The sequence below is a fragment of the Burkholderia pseudomultivorans genome (assembly GCF_902499075.1).
In the GTDB taxonomy this organism is placed as follows: domain Bacteria; phylum Pseudomonadota; class Gammaproteobacteria; order Burkholderiales; family Burkholderiaceae; genus Burkholderia; species Burkholderia pseudomultivorans.
Window position 1 is genome coordinate 32,444 of sequence record NZ_CABVPP010000034.1, and the last position, 15,702, is coordinate 48,145.

17 protein-coding genes are annotated in these 15,702 nt (G+C 66.5%); 6 read left to right on the forward strand and 11 right to left on the reverse strand.

The window, feature by feature from the left end:
- Positions 1 to 101: 101 nt before the first annotated feature.
- The 5 genes from cydX to rpoH all read right to left on the reverse strand — a co-directional run bounded on the left by cydX (position 102) and on the right by rpoH (position 4,538).
- Entirely contained in the window at positions 102 to 224 is a 123-nt protein-coding gene (gene cydX / locus BST28156_RS21145) for a cytochrome bd-I oxidase subunit CydX (protein ID WP_060246850.1), read from the reverse strand.
- Between the two features lie 54 nt (positions 225 to 278).
- The gene (gene cydB / locus BST28156_RS21150; RefSeq protein WP_060246854.1) at positions 279 to 1,415 is read right to left on the reverse strand and encodes a cytochrome d ubiquinol oxidase subunit II; all 1,137 of its coding nucleotides are present in this window, start codon (positions 1,413 to 1,415) and stop codon (positions 279 to 281) included.
- 31 nt (positions 1,416 to 1,446) lie between these two features.
- Positions 1,447 to 3,027 carry a cytochrome ubiquinol oxidase subunit I gene (locus BST28156_RS21155; protein WP_174903313.1) on the reverse strand — a complete coding sequence of 527 codons (1,581 nt, stop codon included), beginning with the start codon at positions 3,025 to 3,027 and terminating at the stop codon, positions 1,447 to 1,449.
- Positions 3,017 to 3,295 carry a cytochrome oxidase putative small subunit CydP gene (cydP, locus tag BST28156_RS21160; protein WP_060246858.1) on the reverse strand — a complete coding sequence of 93 codons (279 nt, stop codon included), beginning with the start codon at positions 3,293 to 3,295 and terminating at the stop codon, positions 3,017 to 3,019. Before cydP ends, BST28156_RS21155 begins: the two co-directional genes overlap by 11 nt.
- A 307-nt stretch (positions 3,296 to 3,602) precedes the next feature.
- Positions 3,603 to 4,538 carry an RNA polymerase sigma factor RpoH gene (rpoH, locus tag BST28156_RS21165; protein ID WP_060246861.1) on the reverse strand — a complete coding sequence of 312 codons (936 nt, stop codon included), beginning with the start codon at positions 4,536 to 4,538 and terminating at the stop codon, positions 3,603 to 3,605.
- A gap of 361 nt (positions 4,539 to 4,899) precedes the next feature.
- Between rpoH and BST28156_RS21170 the strand changes: the two genes are divergently transcribed.
- Together BST28156_RS21170 and BST28156_RS21175 are read left to right on the forward strand one after the other, a co-directional pair.
- Positions 4,900 to 5,469 (forward strand): acyloxyacyl hydrolase, encoded by a 570-nt coding sequence (locus BST28156_RS21170; protein ID WP_174903314.1) that lies wholly within the window; start codon positions 4,900 to 4,902, stop codon positions 5,467 to 5,469.
- Between the two features lie 47 nt (positions 5,470 to 5,516).
- Positions 5,517 to 5,900 (forward strand): nuclear transport factor 2 family protein, encoded by a 384-nt coding sequence (locus BST28156_RS21175; protein ID WP_060246866.1) that lies wholly within the window; start codon positions 5,517 to 5,519, stop codon positions 5,898 to 5,900.
- A 176-nt stretch (positions 5,901 to 6,076) separates the two neighbouring features.
- Here BST28156_RS21175 and leuA read toward each other — a convergent pair whose 3' ends face one another.
- Both leuA and ybiB read right to left on the reverse strand, forming a co-directional pair.
- Positions 6,077 to 7,723: a 2-isopropylmalate synthase gene (gene leuA, locus BST28156_RS21180; protein ID WP_174903315.1), complete on the reverse strand. Its 1,647-nt coding sequence runs from the start codon at positions 7,721 to 7,723 to the stop codon at positions 6,077 to 6,079.
- Between the two features lie 387 nt (positions 7,724 to 8,110).
- Positions 8,111 to 9,082: a DNA-binding protein YbiB gene (ybiB, locus tag BST28156_RS21185; protein WP_060246870.1), complete on the reverse strand. Its 972-nt coding sequence runs from the start codon at positions 9,080 to 9,082 to the stop codon at positions 8,111 to 8,113.
- A gap of 167 nt (positions 9,083 to 9,249) precedes the next feature.
- Between ybiB and maiA the strand changes: the two genes are divergently transcribed.
- Entirely contained in the window at positions 9,250 to 9,894 is a 645-nt protein-coding gene (gene maiA, locus BST28156_RS21190) for a maleylacetoacetate isomerase (protein WP_174903316.1), read from the forward strand.
- Between the two features lie 98 nt (positions 9,895 to 9,992).
- Here the strand turns inward: maiA and ftsY are convergent, their stop codons facing one another.
- Positions 9,993 to 11,147 carry a signal recognition particle-docking protein FtsY gene (gene ftsY, locus BST28156_RS21195; protein WP_040128240.1) on the reverse strand — a complete coding sequence of 385 codons (1,155 nt, stop codon included), beginning with the start codon at positions 11,145 to 11,147 and terminating at the stop codon, positions 9,993 to 9,995.
- A gap of 213 nt (positions 11,148 to 11,360) precedes the next feature.
- On the opposite strand from ftsY, the gene rsmD reads away from it, so the two are divergent.
- From rsmD to BST28156_RS21210, 3 genes are all read left to right on the forward strand, one after another.
- A complete protein-coding gene (gene rsmD / locus BST28156_RS21200; RefSeq protein ID WP_174903317.1) occupies positions 11,361 to 11,975 on the forward strand; it encodes a 16S rRNA (guanine(966)-N(2))-methyltransferase RsmD in 615 nt (204 codons plus the stop codon).
- Between the two features lie 111 nt (positions 11,976 to 12,086).
- Positions 12,087 to 12,584, forward strand: coding sequence for a pantetheine-phosphate adenylyltransferase (gene coaD, locus BST28156_RS21205; protein ID WP_006398238.1), 498 nt, complete (start codon positions 12,087 to 12,089; stop codon positions 12,582 to 12,584).
- Between the two features lie 59 nt (positions 12,585 to 12,643).
- Positions 12,644 to 12,898, forward strand: a complete 255-nt coding sequence (locus tag BST28156_RS21210; protein ID WP_040128236.1) for a YfhL family 4Fe-4S dicluster ferredoxin — start codon at positions 12,644 to 12,646, stop codon at positions 12,896 to 12,898.
- 130 nt (positions 12,899 to 13,028) lie between these two features.
- Here the strand turns inward: BST28156_RS21210 and hisC are convergent, their stop codons facing one another.
- From hisC to BST28156_RS21225, 3 genes are all read right to left on the reverse strand, one after another.
- Positions 13,029 to 14,096 carry a histidinol-phosphate transaminase gene (hisC, locus tag BST28156_RS21215; protein WP_060246876.1) on the reverse strand — a complete coding sequence of 356 codons (1,068 nt, stop codon included), beginning with the start codon at positions 14,094 to 14,096 and terminating at the stop codon, positions 13,029 to 13,031.
- A gap of 130 nt (positions 14,097 to 14,226) precedes the next feature.
- Complete coding sequence (pth, locus tag BST28156_RS21220) at positions 14,227 to 14,826, reverse strand: aminoacyl-tRNA hydrolase (protein ID WP_059512672.1); 600 nt, start codon at positions 14,824 to 14,826, stop codon at positions 14,227 to 14,229.
- Positions 14,827 to 14,934: 108 nt separating this feature from the next.
- Complete coding sequence (locus BST28156_RS21225; protein ID WP_060246882.1) at positions 14,935 to 15,540, reverse strand: 50S ribosomal protein L25/general stress protein Ctc; 606 nt, start codon at positions 15,538 to 15,540, stop codon at positions 14,935 to 14,937.
- Positions 15,541 to 15,702: the final 162 nt, after the last annotated feature.

The following is a 15,702-nucleotide window of genomic DNA, read 5'->3' on the forward strand; positions in this document are numbered from 1 at the left end:
ATGAAAACGGCTTGCGATGCGTCGCAAGCCGTTTTGCTTTGGCGCGGCGAAAAAGACCGCGCGAGGTCCGTCGCCGACACCGGCGGCGGCACTGCGTCGCGTCAGTCGCGCTGCGTGCGCACCGGCGCTTCCTGCTTCTTCTGGCGTGCCTCGAGCCACATCGCATTGACGATGCCGAACGACAGCGCGACGCCGATACCGAGAATCCAGCTGAAATACCACATGATCCGACTCCTTGCGAAACGGTGCGGCGGGGCGCCTGCGCGCCCCGGCCGGGTTCAATACATCGAGTGCTTGTTCTCTTCGAGCACCTGGCGCGTGACCTTGCCGCGCATCACGCGATACACCCAGCTCGTGTAGAGCAGGATGATCGGCAGGAACACGATCACCGCGAACAGCATCACCATCAGCGTCTTCTGGCTCGACGTCGAATCCCACACGGTCAGGCTGCTGCGCGGGTCGAGCGACGACGGCATGATGAACGGGAACATCGAGAAGCCCGCGGTCAGGATCACGCCGACGATCATCAGGCCCGTGCAGAAGAACGCGGTCTTTTCCTGCTTCGAACCGGCGAGCAGCAGCGCGAGCAGGCCGCCCGCGATGCCGACGACGGGCGCCGCGATCATCCACGGATAGTCGCGGTAGTTCGCGAGCCACAGGCCCGAGCCGGCGGCGACGTCCTTCAGCAGCGGGTTCGCGACCGTATCGGTCGGCGCGGCGCGCGTGATGTGGAAGCCGCCGATATACGACGCGACCAGCACGCCCGCCAGCACGAACAGCACGACTGCCAGCAGCGACGACACGCGCAGCGCGACCGATGCGCGGCGCGCGATCGCGCCGTCGGTCTTCATCTTGATGAACGCGGCGCCGTGCGCGACCAGCATCGTGAGGCTGACGAGCCCGCACAGCAGCGCGAACGGGTTCAGCAGCGCCCAGAAGCTGCCGTGGTAGGTCACGCGCAGGTCGCTGTCGAACTGGAACGGCACGCCCTGCAGCAGGTTGCCGAACGCGACGCCGAACACCAGCGCCGGCACGAAGCCGCCGACGAACAGGCCCCAGTCCCAGCCTGCGCGCCAGCGCGGGTCGGGCCGCTTGCTGCGATAGTCGAAGCCGACGGGCCGGAAGAACAGCGCGAACAGCACCAGCAGCATCGCGAAGTAGAAGCCGGAGAACGACGCGGCGTAGACCAGCGGCCACGCGGCGAACATCGCGCCGCCGGCCGTGATCAGCCACACCTGGTTGCCTTCCCACGTCGCGCCCACCGTGTTGATGATGATGCGGCGCTCTTCGTCGGTCTTGCCGAGGAACGGCAGCAGCGCGGTCGCGCCCATGTCGAAGCCGTCGGTGACGGCGAAGCCGATCAGCAGCACGCCGACCAGCAGCCACCAGATCAGCTTGAGAGTTGCATAGTCCATAGCGATTCCTTGTTCGGTTGCGGGGGCGCGCTCAGACGGCCGCGCGCTCGCCGGCGGCCGCCAGCTCGTGGTGGTAACGGCCGGTATGCAGCGACGACGGGCCGAGGCGGGCGTACTTGAACATCAGCTTGATCTCGATGACGAACAGCGCCGTGTAGAACGCGATGAAACCGGCGAGGCTCAGGTACAGGTCGGTCGGCGTCAGGCTCGACGCGGAAAGATGCGTCGGCAGGATGCCCGCGATCGTCCACGGCTGGCGGCCGAGCTCGGCGACGACCCAGCCGAATTCCGCGGCGAGCCACGGCAGCGGGATCGCCCATACCGCATAGCGCAGGAACCAGCGGCGGTTGTCCTGCAGCAGTTCGCGGCGCGCGCAGAACCAGAACGCGGCGATGAAGGTCGCGAGGAACAGGAAGCCGAGGAACACCATGATCCGGAACGAGAAGAACACGGGCGCGACCGGCGGAATCGTCTTCTTCGCGGCGGCCTTGATCTGCTCCGGCGTCGCGTCGACCACGTTCGGCGTGAACTGCTTGAGCATCAGCCCGTAGCCGAGATACTGCTTGTGCTGGTCGAACAGTTCGCGCGTCGCCGCGCTCGTGTCGCCTTCCTTGATCTTCTGCAGCGCGCCGTACGCGACCATCCCGCTCTGGATGTGCTCCTCGCTGTGCTTCGCGAGCTCGCGCAGGCCGATCACCGGCTCGTCGATCGAGCGTGTCGCGATCAGGCCGAGCGCATACGGGATCTTGATCGCGTAGTCGGTGCGCTGTTCCTCCTGGTTCGGAATGCCGATCAGCGTGAACGATGCGGGCGCCGGCTGCGTTTCCCATTCGGATTCGATCGCGGCGAGCTTCATCTTCTGCACTTCGCCGGTCGTGTAGCCCGATTCGTCGCCGAGCACGATCACGCAGAGCGTAGCCGCGAGGCCGAAGCCGGCCGCGACCGCGAACGAGCGCAGCGCGAAATCGACGTCGCGCTTCTTCAGCAGGTACCACGACGACACGCCGAGCACGAACATCGCGGCCGTCACGTAGCCGGCCGACACCGTGTGCACGAACTTGACCTGCGCGACCGGGTTGAACAGCACGTCGAACAGGTTGGTCAGTTCCATGCGCATCGTCTGGTAGTTGAACTCGGCGCCGACCGGATTGTTCATCCAGCCGTTCGCGACGAGGATCCACAGCGCGGACAGGTTCGAGCCGAGCGCGACGAGGAACGTGACGATCAGGTGCTTGACCTTCGACAGGCGGTTCCAGCCGAAGAAGAACAGGCCGACGAACGTCGATTCGAGGAAGAAGGCCATCAGGCCTTCGACCGCGAGCGGCACGCCGAAGATGTCGCCGACGTAGTGCGAGTAGTACGACCAGTTCGTGCCGAACTGGAATTCGAGCGTGATGCCGGTCGTCACGCCCATCGCAAAGTTGATCCCGAACAGCTTGCCCCAGAACTGCGTCATGTCCTTGTAGACCTGCTTGCCGGTCATCACGTAGACGGCTTCCATGATGACGAGCAGCCAGGACAGGCCGAGCGTCAACGGCACGAACAGGAAGTGGTAGAGCGCCGTGATGCCGAACTGCAGACGTGACAGATCGACGACTTCGCTACTTATCATGGTGGTCTCCCTCGGTAGAAGCGGGCACCGGTACCGAGAGCAGCTTCTCGGCGACGGCGGCAGGCGGCAACGACATGTGTTCAGCCTGCGGATGATTGAAGAATGCGTATTTGAGCGACATCAACAGGATCAGCTTGACGATCAGCACGAGCGTGATGTCGCGGGCGAGGGTCGGCCCGCGCGCCCACGCGCCGAGGCGCGCGCGCCAGCCGGGCGTGCCGGGCGGCCTCGCGGGCGGCGGCACCGGATTTTTATTGATCGAGATCAAGGCATTAATCCTGAATCGATTTACTTCGAATTGGGGCGACTTTACGTCGGATTTATGACGGCCGTTAAGCTGTTTTAATCCTTTTGCGCCTGACATGCCAATTTTAAAAGGACGGCTTTGCAAAGCCGAGTGCTGCGCTGCGGCAGACCGTCGCGAACCGCGGGCCGAAACTTGAGGTAGATCAAGCTTGTGCGGAAGGTCCTCGGGAACCGCGAAATACCCGATGAATCAGGTCCATCAATGGGCGAAAAAAAACCGCTGCCGGGCAGGCAGCGGTTTTCGATGAAGCGCTCTGAATCGCCGGGATTTATGCGTATTCGGCGAGTGCGGTGCGCATCTTTTTCATCGCGCTCGCTTCGATCTGGCGAATGCGTTCGGCCGACACGCCGAATTCGGCGGCGAGATCGTGCAGCGTCGAGCCGCCCGAGCCGTCGTCGTCGACGTGCAGCCAGCGCGCCTCGATGATGCGGCGGCTTCGCGCGTCGAGCGCGTCGAGCGCCTGCGCGATGCCGTCGGTCTGCAGCATGTCGCGCTGACGCGCGGCGAGCACGGCGGTCGGCTCGTTGTGCGAGTCGGCCAGATAGGCGATCGGCGCGTACGACTCCTCGCCGTCCTCGACCTGCCCTTCGAGCGCGATGTCGCCGCCCGACAGCCGCGTTTCCATCTCGGTCACTTCTTCGCGCTTGACGTTGAGTTCCTTCGCGAGGCCGTCGATTTCCTCCGGCGTCATCGCCTGCACGCCCTTCTTGTGGCTGCGCAGGTTGAAGAACAGCTTGCGCTGCGCCTTGGTCGTCGCGACCTTCACCGTGCGCCAGTTGCGCAGGATGTATTCGTGAATCTCCGCCTTGATCCAGTGGATCGCGTACGACACGAGGCGCACGTTCTGCGCCGGGTCGAAACGCTTCACGGCCTTCATCAGGCCGATGTTGCCTTCCTGGATCAAGTCGCCGTGCGGCAGGCCGTAGCCGAGATAGTTGCGCGCGATCGACACGACGAGCCGCAGGTGCGACAGCACGAGGCGGCGCGCGGCGTCGAGGTCGTTCTCTTCACGGAATTGGGTCGCGTACTGGCGTTCCTCTTCGGCGGTCAGCAGCGGAATGCGGTTGACGGCCTGGATATACGCGTCGAGGTTGCCAAGCTGGCCCGGCAACATCGCTTGAGTTGCGAGCGCCAGCGAGCCTGCCGATTCGGCCTTGGCCGGCGCCGGGCTCAGGGTATTCGGAAGGGTCAGGGCGTTGCTCACTAAAAAACTCCTTTGGAATCAGGGATGAACCCCGGACTCGGATCGAGATTCCGAGGCCAATCTTAGCACTCCCGCAAGCCGAGTGCTAATTCCTTAGAGCGCGCGCGGGCATTGGAGTTCCCGATTTTTCTATCGATCCTTGAAACCCGATAGCTTCTTCTGCGACAGGCGCGGCCGAGCGAAGTTCCGTAAGCCCTTGTTTTGGATGGAAATCAGCAGACGCTTTCGATTTTTGTAGATTTGGAAGCAAACAATTTCGCTTCGTGATGCCGATTCGAAAAGTCCTTTACCATACCATTCAGTTCGCTCGAGCCGGGCCGTTGCGCCGGGCTCCATTCAACCCACAAAGTTGGAGTGTCAGATGAACAACAAGAAGAATCGCCGGCCGCGTAGCCGGCTTGTGCTGCACGCGATGCTGGCGGCTTCCCTGCTGGGCGGATCGGGGGCGGCCTTTGCGGATCGGTGGGGCATCCAGGCGGGCGGCGGCTTCTCCGATCGCCGCGGGATCGACATGGGCGAGCTCGGCGTCGTGTGGGATCCGGGCTGGAATTGGTGGGAGATCGGCGGCTGGCACTTCTCGTTTGTGGTGGAAGGGCACGCCGGCTATTGGCACACCGGGGGCAACGTCCACAGCAGCATCGGCGAATTCGGCGTGACGCCGATGTTCCGCTTCATCAAGAGTGCCGGGCAGATCCGGCCGTTCATCGAAGCGGGCGGCGGCGTCCGGCTGTTGACGCACCCGACGATCTCGGACAATTTCTCGCTGTCGACCGCGTTCCAGTTCGCGCCGGTCGCCGGCGTCGGCGCGCAGTTCGGAGAACGGCAACAGTATCAGGTCGGTTACCGTTTTCAACATGTGTCTAACGCGGGTATCAAAGAGCCGAATCCTGGGGTAAATTTCCACCAGTTCTACGTGCAGTACAACTTCTGATCCCCGCACGCCCACGCACGGCGTGCGCGTTGCCGAGGAGTCAGGCGATGACGAAGGTGGTCGATGCGATCCGCGCGCTCGAGCGCGATCGGTTCCGGGCGATGGTGGACGGCGACGGCGAGGCGCTCGATGCGCTGCTGTCCGACAAGGTGTTCTACGTGCACACCAACGGCAAGCGGGAAACCAAGCAGCAGTTCATCGACGCCATCGCCGCCGGCCGCCGCCGCTATCGCCAGATCGAGGTCCAGTCGCAGGACGTGCTGCCGGTCGGCGACGACACCTGCGTCGTCACGGGGCGCGCGTTGATCGAGATGGAAACCAACAACGGCGGCCTCGTGTTCCCGATTGCCTATACTGCCGTCCAGACCCACGAGAAAGGTCGCTGGCGCCTGCTGGCATGGCAGGCGACGCGGTGCGCGACCGAGACCTGAGCGCGCGTGGCGCTCCTTTTATCGTCCCGACCGGAGCGGCCTTGTAGGCCGCTTTTTGCTGGCCCGTGCGGCGCGGATCGCGCGGCGCACGGGCGGTCACGCCCCGTTCGCTGACCGGGTGTTCCAGGGCCCGTTCCCGATCGGCGGGAACCGGCCCTGAACCGCTGGCCGCGCGCTCAGGCCGCCGCGCGGCGGTCGGCGCAGTGCCACGCCGAACGGTTGATCGCGCTGACGACCGCATCGAGCGCGGCGCTCGTCGCGTCCGCATGCACGCCGACGCCGTGCCGCAGCGGCGCATCGCCGACGCGGCAGCCGACCGACACCGCGATCCGGCCGTCCGCCGTGCGCACGTGCTCGCACGACGCGACATCGATCGTCGCGCCGGCGGCCGCCGCGAAGGCGGCGGCTGCGTGCTGCACCGCGTCTTCGGGTGTCGCGTCGGCCGAGAACGCGCCGCCGATCTCGCGGTTCTGCCAGCGCGCGCCTTGGTTGTGGCGCGCGGCGGGGCCGTCGGTCTCGAAGAATTCGCGCGCGAACAGCGCGCAGATCGCATCGCCCGTCACTTCTTCGCCGGAGGCGTCGGCGAGCGTCTGCACCGCGTGGCTGAATTCGATCTGTACGCGCCGCGTCGGCGTGAAGCCCATCCCGCGTTCGAGCAGGAACGTCGCGCCGCCCTTGCCGGACTGGCTGTTGACGCGGATCACCGCGTCGTAGCTGCGGCCGAGGTCGGCCGGATCGATCGGCAGGTACGGCACTTCCCACAGCGCGTCGGCGCGCTGCTGCGCGAAGCCCTTGCGGATCGCGTCCTGGTGCGAGCCCGAGAACGCGGTAAACACGAGGTCGCCCGCATACGGGTGGCGCGGATGCACGGGAATCTGGTTGCAGCGCTCGACGACGCGGCGCACCGCGTCGATGTCGGAGAAATCGAGGCCCGGGTCGATGCCCTGCGTGTAGAGATTGAGCGCGAGCGTGACGAGGTCGACGTTGCCGGTGCGCTCGCCGTTGCCGAACAGGCAGCCCTCGATGCGGTCGGCGCCCGCGAGGAGCGCGAGTTCGGCAGCCGCGACCGCGGTGCCGCGATCGTTGTGCGGATGCACGGACAGCACGATGCTGTCGCGATACGCGAGATTGCGGTCCATCCATTCGATCTGGTCGGCGAACACGTTCGGCATCGCGGCTTCGACGGTCGCCGGCAGGTTGACGATCATCTTGTGATCGCGGGTCGGACGCCACGTCTGCGCGACCGCGTCGCACACTTCGCGCGCGAACGTGAGTTCGGTCATGCTGAAGGTTTCCGGCGAATACTGGTAGGTCCAGTGCGTGTCCGGACGCGCCGCCGCGTATTCCTTGATGAGCCGCGTGCCGTCGACCGCGAGCGCCTTCACGTCGTCCTTCGACATCCCGAACACGATGCGGCGGAACGACGGGCAGATCGCGTTATACAGGTGCACGATCGCGCGCGGCACGCCTTCGAGCGCCTCGAACGTGCGTGCGATCAGGTCTTCGCGCGACTGCACGAGCACTTCGATCGTCACGTCGTCGGGGATGCGCTGCTCGTCGATCAGCTTGCGCACGAAATCGAAGTCGGTTTGCGACGCCGACGGAAAACCGACTTCGATCTCCTTGAAGCCGATCGCGACGAGCATCTCGAAGAATTCGAGCTTCTGCTCGATGCTCATCGGCTCGATCAGCGACTGGTTGCCGTCGCGCAGGTCGGTGCTCATCCAGACCGGCGCACGCTCGATCGTGCGGGTCGGCCACTTGCGGCCGTTGATACGGACGGGTTCGAACGCTCGGTACTTGTCTTGCGGGTTGCGCTTCATCTTCCTGGCCTCGGGGCTCAAGTCGCGAGCGAAGACGGACGGCATGAGCGACGGTTGACGCTGCCTCGCACCGTGGCGCCGGATCGCGCTGCGGATGCGGATGATCTTCGCGAATCGACCGACGGATAGACGGACGAAAGCTGACGACTTCGGGTTGTAAAAACTGCGAGAAGGGTGCTGCGAGAACTGCTGGGAGGGACCGTGCGGACAGCACACGGCGCTACGACAGCCTTAGGCTAGTCGTAGCGATAGCGGCCGCGCTAGGCGGCCGGAGGTAATTCGGAGGGTGTTCGAAAAGGAACGCATGGCGACAACTCTATGCCAGGATGCCCGCGCGTGTCAAATGGTCGGAGGTGAAACCGGCCGGCTTCGCCGCGGCGAAGCCCGTCAGGGCGCGATCCGCGCGATTCGCACGATCGTCTCGACCTGTCGCGCGAGCGCCTCGGGCGCCGGAATCTCGCCGCGCAGCACGGCGCCGGTCCACGCGGCGGTCGTTTCCGCATCGCGCGATTCCGGCAGTTCGACCGGCGGCGCGTCGGCCGACGAACGCTCGGCTTCGATCAGCGTGTCGCAGACGCCGTCGTGCAACCAGTCGACCTGCACCTGGCGCCGCGTGTCGGCGACCGCCTCGCCCTCGGTGCCGCGCGCGAGCAGCGCACCGCCGAGCGCGGCGTCCGGATGGTCGCGGAACAGCTGCGCGAGGCTGTCGCGGTAAGGCGGATGCGTATAGTTGACGAGCCGCAGGCCCGCCGGCGCGAACGGCTGCAGCAGTTTCACGAGCGTGTGCGTCGAATTGCGCACGCCGAGCACCGCGCGCAACGACAGCAGGCGCGCGATGCGCGGCGCGAGCGCGTCGATCGGCGCGAACGCGACGCGACGCTCGGCGAGCGTGTCCTCGATCGCGTCGTGCGACGTCGACGGCGCGATCGACAGCGCCGCGAAAATCTCCGCGCTCGTCACGCGGCCCGGATCCTGCGACACGCCGTGCACCAGCACCGGCACGCCTTCGCGCGCGAGCAGCAGCGCGAGCAGCGGCACGAGGTTCGGCTGTTTACGCGCGCCGTTGTAGCTGGGGATCGACACCGGACGGAAGGCGGCGTCCTGCACGTGCACGGGCTCGAACGACGCGTGCGCGGCGGCGAGCATCGCGGCCAGCTCGTCGGCGGTTTCGCCTTTCAGGCGGTACGCGATCAGGATCGCGCCGAGCTCGAGGTCCGACACGCGCGCGTCGAGCATCGCGCGATAGAGCGCATACGTGTCGTCGGCGGACAGCGCGCGCGCGCCGTGCGGGCCGCGGCCGATTTCCTTGATGAAGCGGGCGCAGGGGAACGGGGTGGCGGGATCGTGGGCAGCGGTCATCGGAGCGTGGGGGCGCGGCCGGCATCGGGTCGCGCGGTGAGCGGTCAGGAATGCACCGAGTATCGCACGGGCAGCGCGCACACAAGCGGCGGGCCGCCGCGCGGCCGCGCTACACTCTGGTTCCCGGCGGCGCGCCGCCGGCCGAATACGACTACGAGAGACATCCCATGAAGCTCTACAGCTATTTCCGCAGTTCCGCTTCGTACCGCGTGCGGATCGCGCTGAACCTGAAGCGGCTGCCGTACGACTACGTGCCCGTGCACATGCTGCGCGACGGCGGCCAGCAACTGAAGGACGACTATCGCGCGCTGAATCCGGATGCGCTCGTGCCGACGCTGATCGACGGCGACGCGACGCTGCAGCAGTCGCTCGCGATCGTCGAGTATCTCGACGAGACCCATCCCGAGCCCGCGCTGCTGCCGAAGCAGCCGGTCGATCGCGCGTACGTGCGGGCGATCGCGCTGCAGATCGCGTGCGAGATCCATCCGCTCGACAACCTGCGCGTGCTGAAATACCTGAAGCACACGCTGAAGGTGTCCGAGGATGACAAGAACGCGTGGTACCGGCACTGGATCGAGTCGGGCTTCGCATCGCTCGAAACGCGGCTCGCGGGCGATCCGCGCACGGGCAAGCTGTGCTTCGGCGATACGCCGACGCTCGCCGATATCTGTCTCGTGCCGCAGGTGTTCAACGCGAACCGCTTCTCGATCGACACGACCGTCTATCCGACGATCCAGCGGATCGCCGATTACGCATCGACGCTCGACGCGTTCAAGGCGGCCGAGCCCGGCGTGCAGCCGGACGCCGAGTAACGCGGGAGCGCGGGCAGCCGCGCGCTCGCGGCGCGCCCGCCGAACCATTGAAAAAGGCGCCCGAAGGCGCCTTGTGCGTGCGGTGCGGAGCGCGGCGTTCAGCCGAGCAGCGCGTCCGCGAATTCCTCTGCGCTGAACGGCTGCAGGTCCTCGACCTTCTCGCCGACGCCGATGAAGTAGACCGGCACCGGGCGCTGCCGCGCGATCGCGGCGAGGATCCCGCCCTTCGCGGTGCCGTCGAGCTTGGTGACGATCAGCCCGGTCAGGCCGAGCGCGTCGTCGAATGCCTTCACCTGCGTGAGGCCGTTCTGGCCCGTGTTCGCGTCGATCACGAGCAGCACTTCGTGCGGCGCGCCGTCGTGCGCCTTCGAGATCACGCGCTTCACTTTCTTCAGTTCTTCCATCAGGTGCAGCTGCGTCGGCAGGCGGCCGGCCGTGTCGGCCATCATCACGTCGATCTTGCGCGCGCGCGCGGCGCTGACCGCATCGAAGATCACCGCGGCCGGATCGCCGCTTTCCTGCTGCACGACCGTCACGTTGTTGCGCTCGCCCCAGACCGTCAGCTGCTCGCGCGCGGCTGCGCGGAACGTGTCGCCTGCGGCGAGCAGCACCGACTGGTCGAAACTCTGCAGATGCTTCGCGAGCTTGCCGATGCTGGTCGTCTTGCCGGCGCCGTTCACGCCCGCGATCATCATCACGAGCGGCTGCGCGCGGCCGAGCACCAGCGATTTCTCGAGCGGCGTCAGCAGCTCGACGAGCAGGTCGCGCAGCGCGGCCTTCACCTGCTGCGGGTCGGTCAGCCGGCCCGCGCGCACCTTCTCGCGCAGCGCGCCGAGCAGGTATTCGGTTGCGTCGACGCCCGCGTCGGACATCAGCAGCGCGGTTTCGAGTTCCTCGTACAGGTCCTCGTCGATCTTCGTGTTGACGAACACGCCCGTGATGCTCGAGCCCGTCTTCGCGAGCCCCGTCTTCAGGCGCGCAAGCCACGATTTCTTCGCGGACGCGTCCTGCACGGGCGGCGGCACGATCTCGACGGTCTCGACGACCTCGTCGCGGCCGTTATCGGTCGGCGTGACCGTCATCACGACGGCCGGGGCGGCCGGCTGGGGCGGCGCAGGGGGCGCATCGGCCGCGGGCGGTGCCGTGGGCGCGGGTGCTTCGGCCGGCGCATCGGGCTGCGGCGCGTCGGCCGATTGCGATTCCGCGGGATCGGGCTCCTGCGTTTTCTTGAATCGTTTGAAGAAGCTGAACATGGTCTGACGTCGGGAAGAGGGCGGCTGCCGCGGGGGCGGGATGCCGGACGGGCCGTCTGCGTTCGCGCGGGTGCGGCGCACGGCGGCCGAAACCGTGCATTTTATCAGGCGCGGCGGGGCGCTCGCGTCAGTGTGCGCCGCCGCTGTGGTAACGTGCGCCTGTCTGGCGGCACGCCCCCGCGCGCGCCCGTTCCCCCCGTCTCGATATTGAGTATGTCCCGTTCCCCTTCCGGCCGTTCGTCGGCCCCCTCCAGTCGCGGCAAGCCGCACACGATTCGCATCATCGGCGGCGACTGGAAACGCACGCCGCTCGCGGTGCTCGACCTCGACGGGCTGCGCCCGACTCCCGATCGCGTGCGCGAAACGCTGTTCAACTGGCTCGGCCAGGATCTGGCCGGCCAGCGCTGCCTCGACCTGTTCGCGGGCACCGGCGCGCTCGGCTTCGAGGCCGCGTCGCGCGGCGCGGCGAGCGTCGTGATGGTCGAGCGCCATCCGCGCGCCGCGCAGCAGCTGCGCGCGATCCGGGACAAGCTCGGCGCGTGCACGGTCGAGGTCGCCGAGGCCGATGCGCTGCGCCTCGCGGCCGGCCTCGCGCCGGGCGCGTTCGACGTCGTGTTCCTCGATCCGCCGTTCGGCGACGCGGCCGTGTTCGCGCGCGCGCTTGCGCTGAGTGCGCCGCTCGTCGCGGCGGGCGGCGCGCTGTACGTCGAGAGCGGCGCGGAACTCGACCCGGCCGCCCACGAAGCGCTCGCGGGCTGGCAGATCGTCAAGCGCGGCAAAGCCGGCGCGGTTCACTATCATTTGCTGCGGCGCGAAAATGATGAATAATGCGCGTTCCATACGAGGCGGCGCGCCGCAAAGGCGACGCAGGCCCATCTCTGCAGCGGCGTGCGCGTTGCGCAGCTGCATTCCCGTTTGCGTGATGACAGGAGGAGCGACATGGTAGTCGCCGTGTATCCCGGTACGTTCGATCCGCTGACGCGCGGGCACGAAGACCTCGTGCGGCGTGCGTCGAGCATTTTTGATACGCTGGTCGTCGGGGTCGCCGACAGCCGCGCGAAGAAGCCGTTCTTCTCGCTCGAAGAACGTCTGAAGATTGCGAACGAGGTGCTCGGCCACTATCCGAACGTGAAGGTGATGGGGTTCAAGGGCCTGCTGAAGGACTTCGTCCGCACCAACAACGCGCGCGTGATCGTGCGCGGCCTGCGCGCGGTATCCGATTTCGAATACGAGTTCCAGATGGCGGGGATGAACCGCTATCTGCTGCCGGACGTCGAGACGATGTTCATGACGCCGTCCGATCAGTACCAGTTCATTTCGGGGACGATCGTGCGCGAAATCGCGCAGTTGGGTGGCGATGTCAGCAAGTTCGTGTTCCCGTCGGTGGAAAAATGGCTGACCGAGAAGGTCGCCGCGATGGGAGGCCCGGCCGCGTGACGCGGCGCCGGCCGGTTTCGACGAGAAGCCGGCCGCCGGCCTGAGGAAGCGAGATCAGTATGGCTTTGATGATTACCGACGAGTGCATCAATTGCGACGTGTGCGAGCCCGAGTGCCCGAACGGCGCGATTTCGATGGGCCCGGAGATCTACGTGATCGACCCCAACAAGTGCACCGAGTGCGTCGGCCATTTCGACGAGCCGCAGTGCCAGCAGGTGTGTCCGGTCGAATGCATTCCGCGCGATCCGCAGCATGACGAATCGCACGCGCAATTGATGGAGAAGTACCACGCGCTCTGCGGGGAATCGAAGTAAGCGCGCAAAAGCGCCGACTTCGATCGACAGCCGCCCGCCGCAACGGGTGGCGATGTACGGCAGAGCAGGCGATGCGCCGGCGCGCGTCGCGTGACACCCTTCCGGGCGGCGCATGCCGCCCGCGTGCTTTTCAGTGCAGCAGCTCGCGCAGCGCGGCGATCAGCGCATCGCATTCGGCGTCGGTGCCGACGGTGATGCGCAGATGCTGGTCGATGCGCGGCAGCCGGAAGTGCCGCACGAAAATTTCCCGTTCCTTCAGCTTTGCCGCGAGCGTGCCCGCATCGTGCGCGGGATGGCGCGCGAACACGAAGTTCGCGGCCGACGGCACGACGTCGAAGCCGAGCGCGTCGAGCGCCTGCGTGAGCCGCGTGCGGCTGTCGATCACGCGCCGGCACGTGGCGCCGAAATACGCGTCGTCTTCGTATGCAGCCTGTGCGGCGACCTGCGCGAGCCGGTCGAGCGGATACGAGTTGAAGCTGTCCTTCACGCGGTTCAGCGCGTCGATCAGCGCCGCGTCGCCGAACGCGAAGCCGACGCGCATGCCGGCGAGCGAGCGCGCCTTCGACGTCGTGTGCACGACGAGCAGGTTCGGATGGCGATCGATCAGCGTAATCGCCGACTGCGCGCCGAAATCGACATAGGCCTCGTCGATCACGACGACCGACGACGGGTTCGCGGCCGCGATCCGTTCGACATCCGCGAGCGGCAGCGCACGCCCGGTCGGTGCATTCGGGTTCGGGAACAGCACGCCGCCGCCGTCGTCGAGATAGTCGTCGACGCGGATCGAGAAATCGTCGGCGAGCGGCACGGTCGTGGTCTGCACGCCGTACAGGCGCGCGTAGGTCGGGTAGAAGCTGTACGTGATGTCCGGGAAGCGCAGCGGCCGGTCATGCTTGAGCAGCGCCTGGAACGTATGCGCGAGCACCTCGTCGGAGCCGTTGCCGACGAACACCTGCTCGGCGCGGATCCGGTGGTGGGCGGCGACCGTCTCGCGCAGCGCGCGCGCGAGCGGGTCGGGATAGCGGCGCAGCGTGTCGCCGGTTTCGCCGAGCTCGCGCGCGATCGCCGCGACGACGCGCGGCGACGGCGGATAGGGATTCTCGTTGGTGTTCAGCTTGACGGGATGTGCGAGCGCGGGCTGCTCGCCCGGCACGTAAGGCACGAGTTGCTGAACGACGTCGCTCCAGTAACGGCTCACCGCTTGGCTCCTGACGGGCAAAACAACGAGGTTACCGCATGTGCGCGGCGCGGTGCGCGTTCATGCGCGGTGTTGCGCGGGCCGGAGGCGAAGGTCGGCGTTCGTTGCACCGTGGCGGTGCAACGACGCATCAGTTGCGATGCAGCTGCATCGTCGCGCGGTCGAGCTCGCCCTTGACGACCATCGGCATCACCGCGAGCGCGCGTTCGATCGCCGCGTCGATCACGTCCTGCTCTTCGCGGCGCGGCGGCTTCAGCACGAAGTTCGCGACGTCGGGCTTTGCGCCGGCGCGCGCGCTTTCCGGAATCAGATCGCGCGGATGGCCGATGCCGATTCGCAGCCGCCAGTACTGCTGCGACGACAGGTGCGCGGAGATGTCCTTCAGGCCGTTGTGGCCGCCGCTGCCGCCGCCGAGCTTCAGCTTCACGGTGCCGGGCGGCAGGTCGAGCTCGTCGTGCGCGACGAGAATCTGGTCGGGCAGGATCTTGAAGAAATGCGCGAGCGCGACAACCGACTGGCCCGAGCGGTTCATGTAGGTCTGCGGCTCGAGCAGGTGGACTTCCTCGCCGTGCAGGCGCGCTTTCGCGTAGAAGCCGTGGAAGCGGCGCTCGTCGCGCAGCGTCGCGCCGGCTTCGCGGGCGAGCTGGTCGATCAGCCAGAAGCCGGCGTTGTGACGCGTTGCGGTGTATTCCGCCCCGGGATTGCCGAGGCCGACGATCAGTTTGATCATGACGTTTCGAAGGCGGCATCGGCCGCCTGGGCGCAGAAAAAGAAAAACCCGCCGGGCAAGCCGCGGCGGGTTGCGTCGACCGTTTCGTGAAACGGATCGATGAGGCGCTTACTCAGCCGGCGTTTCGCCTTCCGCAGCGTCCGACACGGCGCCTGCCGGAACCGTCGCCGATGCGACAACCGGGTTTTCCGCGTCGACGTGGGCCGTCAGCGTGACGCCCTTCGGCAGTGCGATGTCCTTCGCGTGCAGCGACTGACCGGCTTCGATCTTCGACAGGTCGACTTCGAGGAACTCCGGCAGGGCAGCCGGCAGGCACTCGACTTCGATTTCCGTCGCGACGTGCGACACGACCGCGCTCGACAGCTTCACGGCCGGGCTGACTTCAGCGTTCAGGAAGTGCAGCGGCACCTTCGTGTGCAGCTTCTTCTTCGCGTCGACGCGCTGGAAGTCCACGTGCAGCACCAGTTGCTTGAACGGGTGGTATTGCACGTCGCGCAGCAGAACCTGTTGCGACTGGCCGGCCACTTCGAGGTCGAGGATCGACGAGTGGAAGGCTTCCTTCTTCAGGGCGTGCCACAGCGCGTTGTGATCGAGTTCGATCATTTGCGGGGCGGCTTCGCCACCGTAAACGATACCCGTGGTCTTACCGGCGTTGCGCAGGCGGCGGCTCGCACCCGTACCTTGCTGTTGGCGCTCGAAAGCGACGACTTTCATGTGATTCTCCAATGGCTGCCCGCGACCAGGCAGTAAAACGGGGCCGTCGATACGGCGGCCCCCGATGAAACGGCCGGGGTTTCGTCTATCCCGTCCGATTGTGCAAAAAGCGAAGCGTTGCCGCTTCGCTTTTTACGCATGCTTTTGCTTGTCGTAGCGCGA

Excerpts from the sequence above, each read along its gene's own strand:
- cydX (WP_060246850.1), bottom strand. The coding sequence starts at position 224 with ATGTGGTATTTCAGCTGGATTCTCGGTATCGGCGTCGCGCTGTCGTTC.
- cydB (WP_060246854.1), bottom strand. The coding sequence starts at position 1,415 with ATGGACTATGCAACTCTCAAGCTGATCTGGTGGCTGCTGGTCGGCGTG.
- BST28156_RS21155 (WP_174903313.1), bottom strand. The coding sequence starts at position 3,027 with ATGATAAGTAGCGAAGTCGTCGATCTGTCACGTCTGCAGTTCGGCATC.
- BST28156_RS21170 (WP_174903314.1), top strand. The coding sequence starts at position 4,900 with ATGAACAACAAGAAGAATCGCCGGCCGCGTAGCCGGCTTGTGCTGCAC.
- BST28156_RS21175 (WP_060246866.1), top strand. The coding sequence starts at position 5,517 with ATGACGAAGGTGGTCGATGCGATCCGCGCGCTCGAGCGCGATCGGTTC.
- leuA (WP_174903315.1), bottom strand. The coding sequence starts at position 7,723 with ATGAAGCGCAACCCGCAAGACAAGTACCGAGCGTTCGAACCCGTCCGT.
- ybiB (WP_060246870.1), bottom strand. The coding sequence starts at position 9,082 with ATGACCGCTGCCCACGATCCCGCCACCCCGTTCCCCTGCGCCCGCTTC.
- maiA (WP_174903316.1), top strand. The coding sequence starts at position 9,250 with ATGAAGCTCTACAGCTATTTCCGCAGTTCCGCTTCGTACCGCGTGCGG.
- ftsY (WP_040128240.1), bottom strand. The coding sequence starts at position 11,147 with ATGTTCAGCTTCTTCAAACGATTCAAGAAAACGCAGGAGCCCGATCCC.
- rsmD (WP_174903317.1), top strand. The coding sequence starts at position 11,361 with ATGTCCCGTTCCCCTTCCGGCCGTTCGTCGGCCCCCTCCAGTCGCGGC.
- coaD (WP_006398238.1), top strand. The coding sequence starts at position 12,087 with ATGGTAGTCGCCGTGTATCCCGGTACGTTCGATCCGCTGACGCGCGGG.
- BST28156_RS21210 (WP_040128236.1), top strand. The coding sequence starts at position 12,644 with ATGGCTTTGATGATTACCGACGAGTGCATCAATTGCGACGTGTGCGAG.
- pth (WP_059512672.1), bottom strand. The coding sequence starts at position 14,826 with ATGATCAAACTGATCGTCGGCCTCGGCAATCCCGGGGCGGAATACACC.
- BST28156_RS21225 (WP_060246882.1), bottom strand. The coding sequence starts at position 15,540 with ATGAAAGTCGTCGCTTTCGAGCGCCAACAGCAAGGTACGGGTGCGAGC.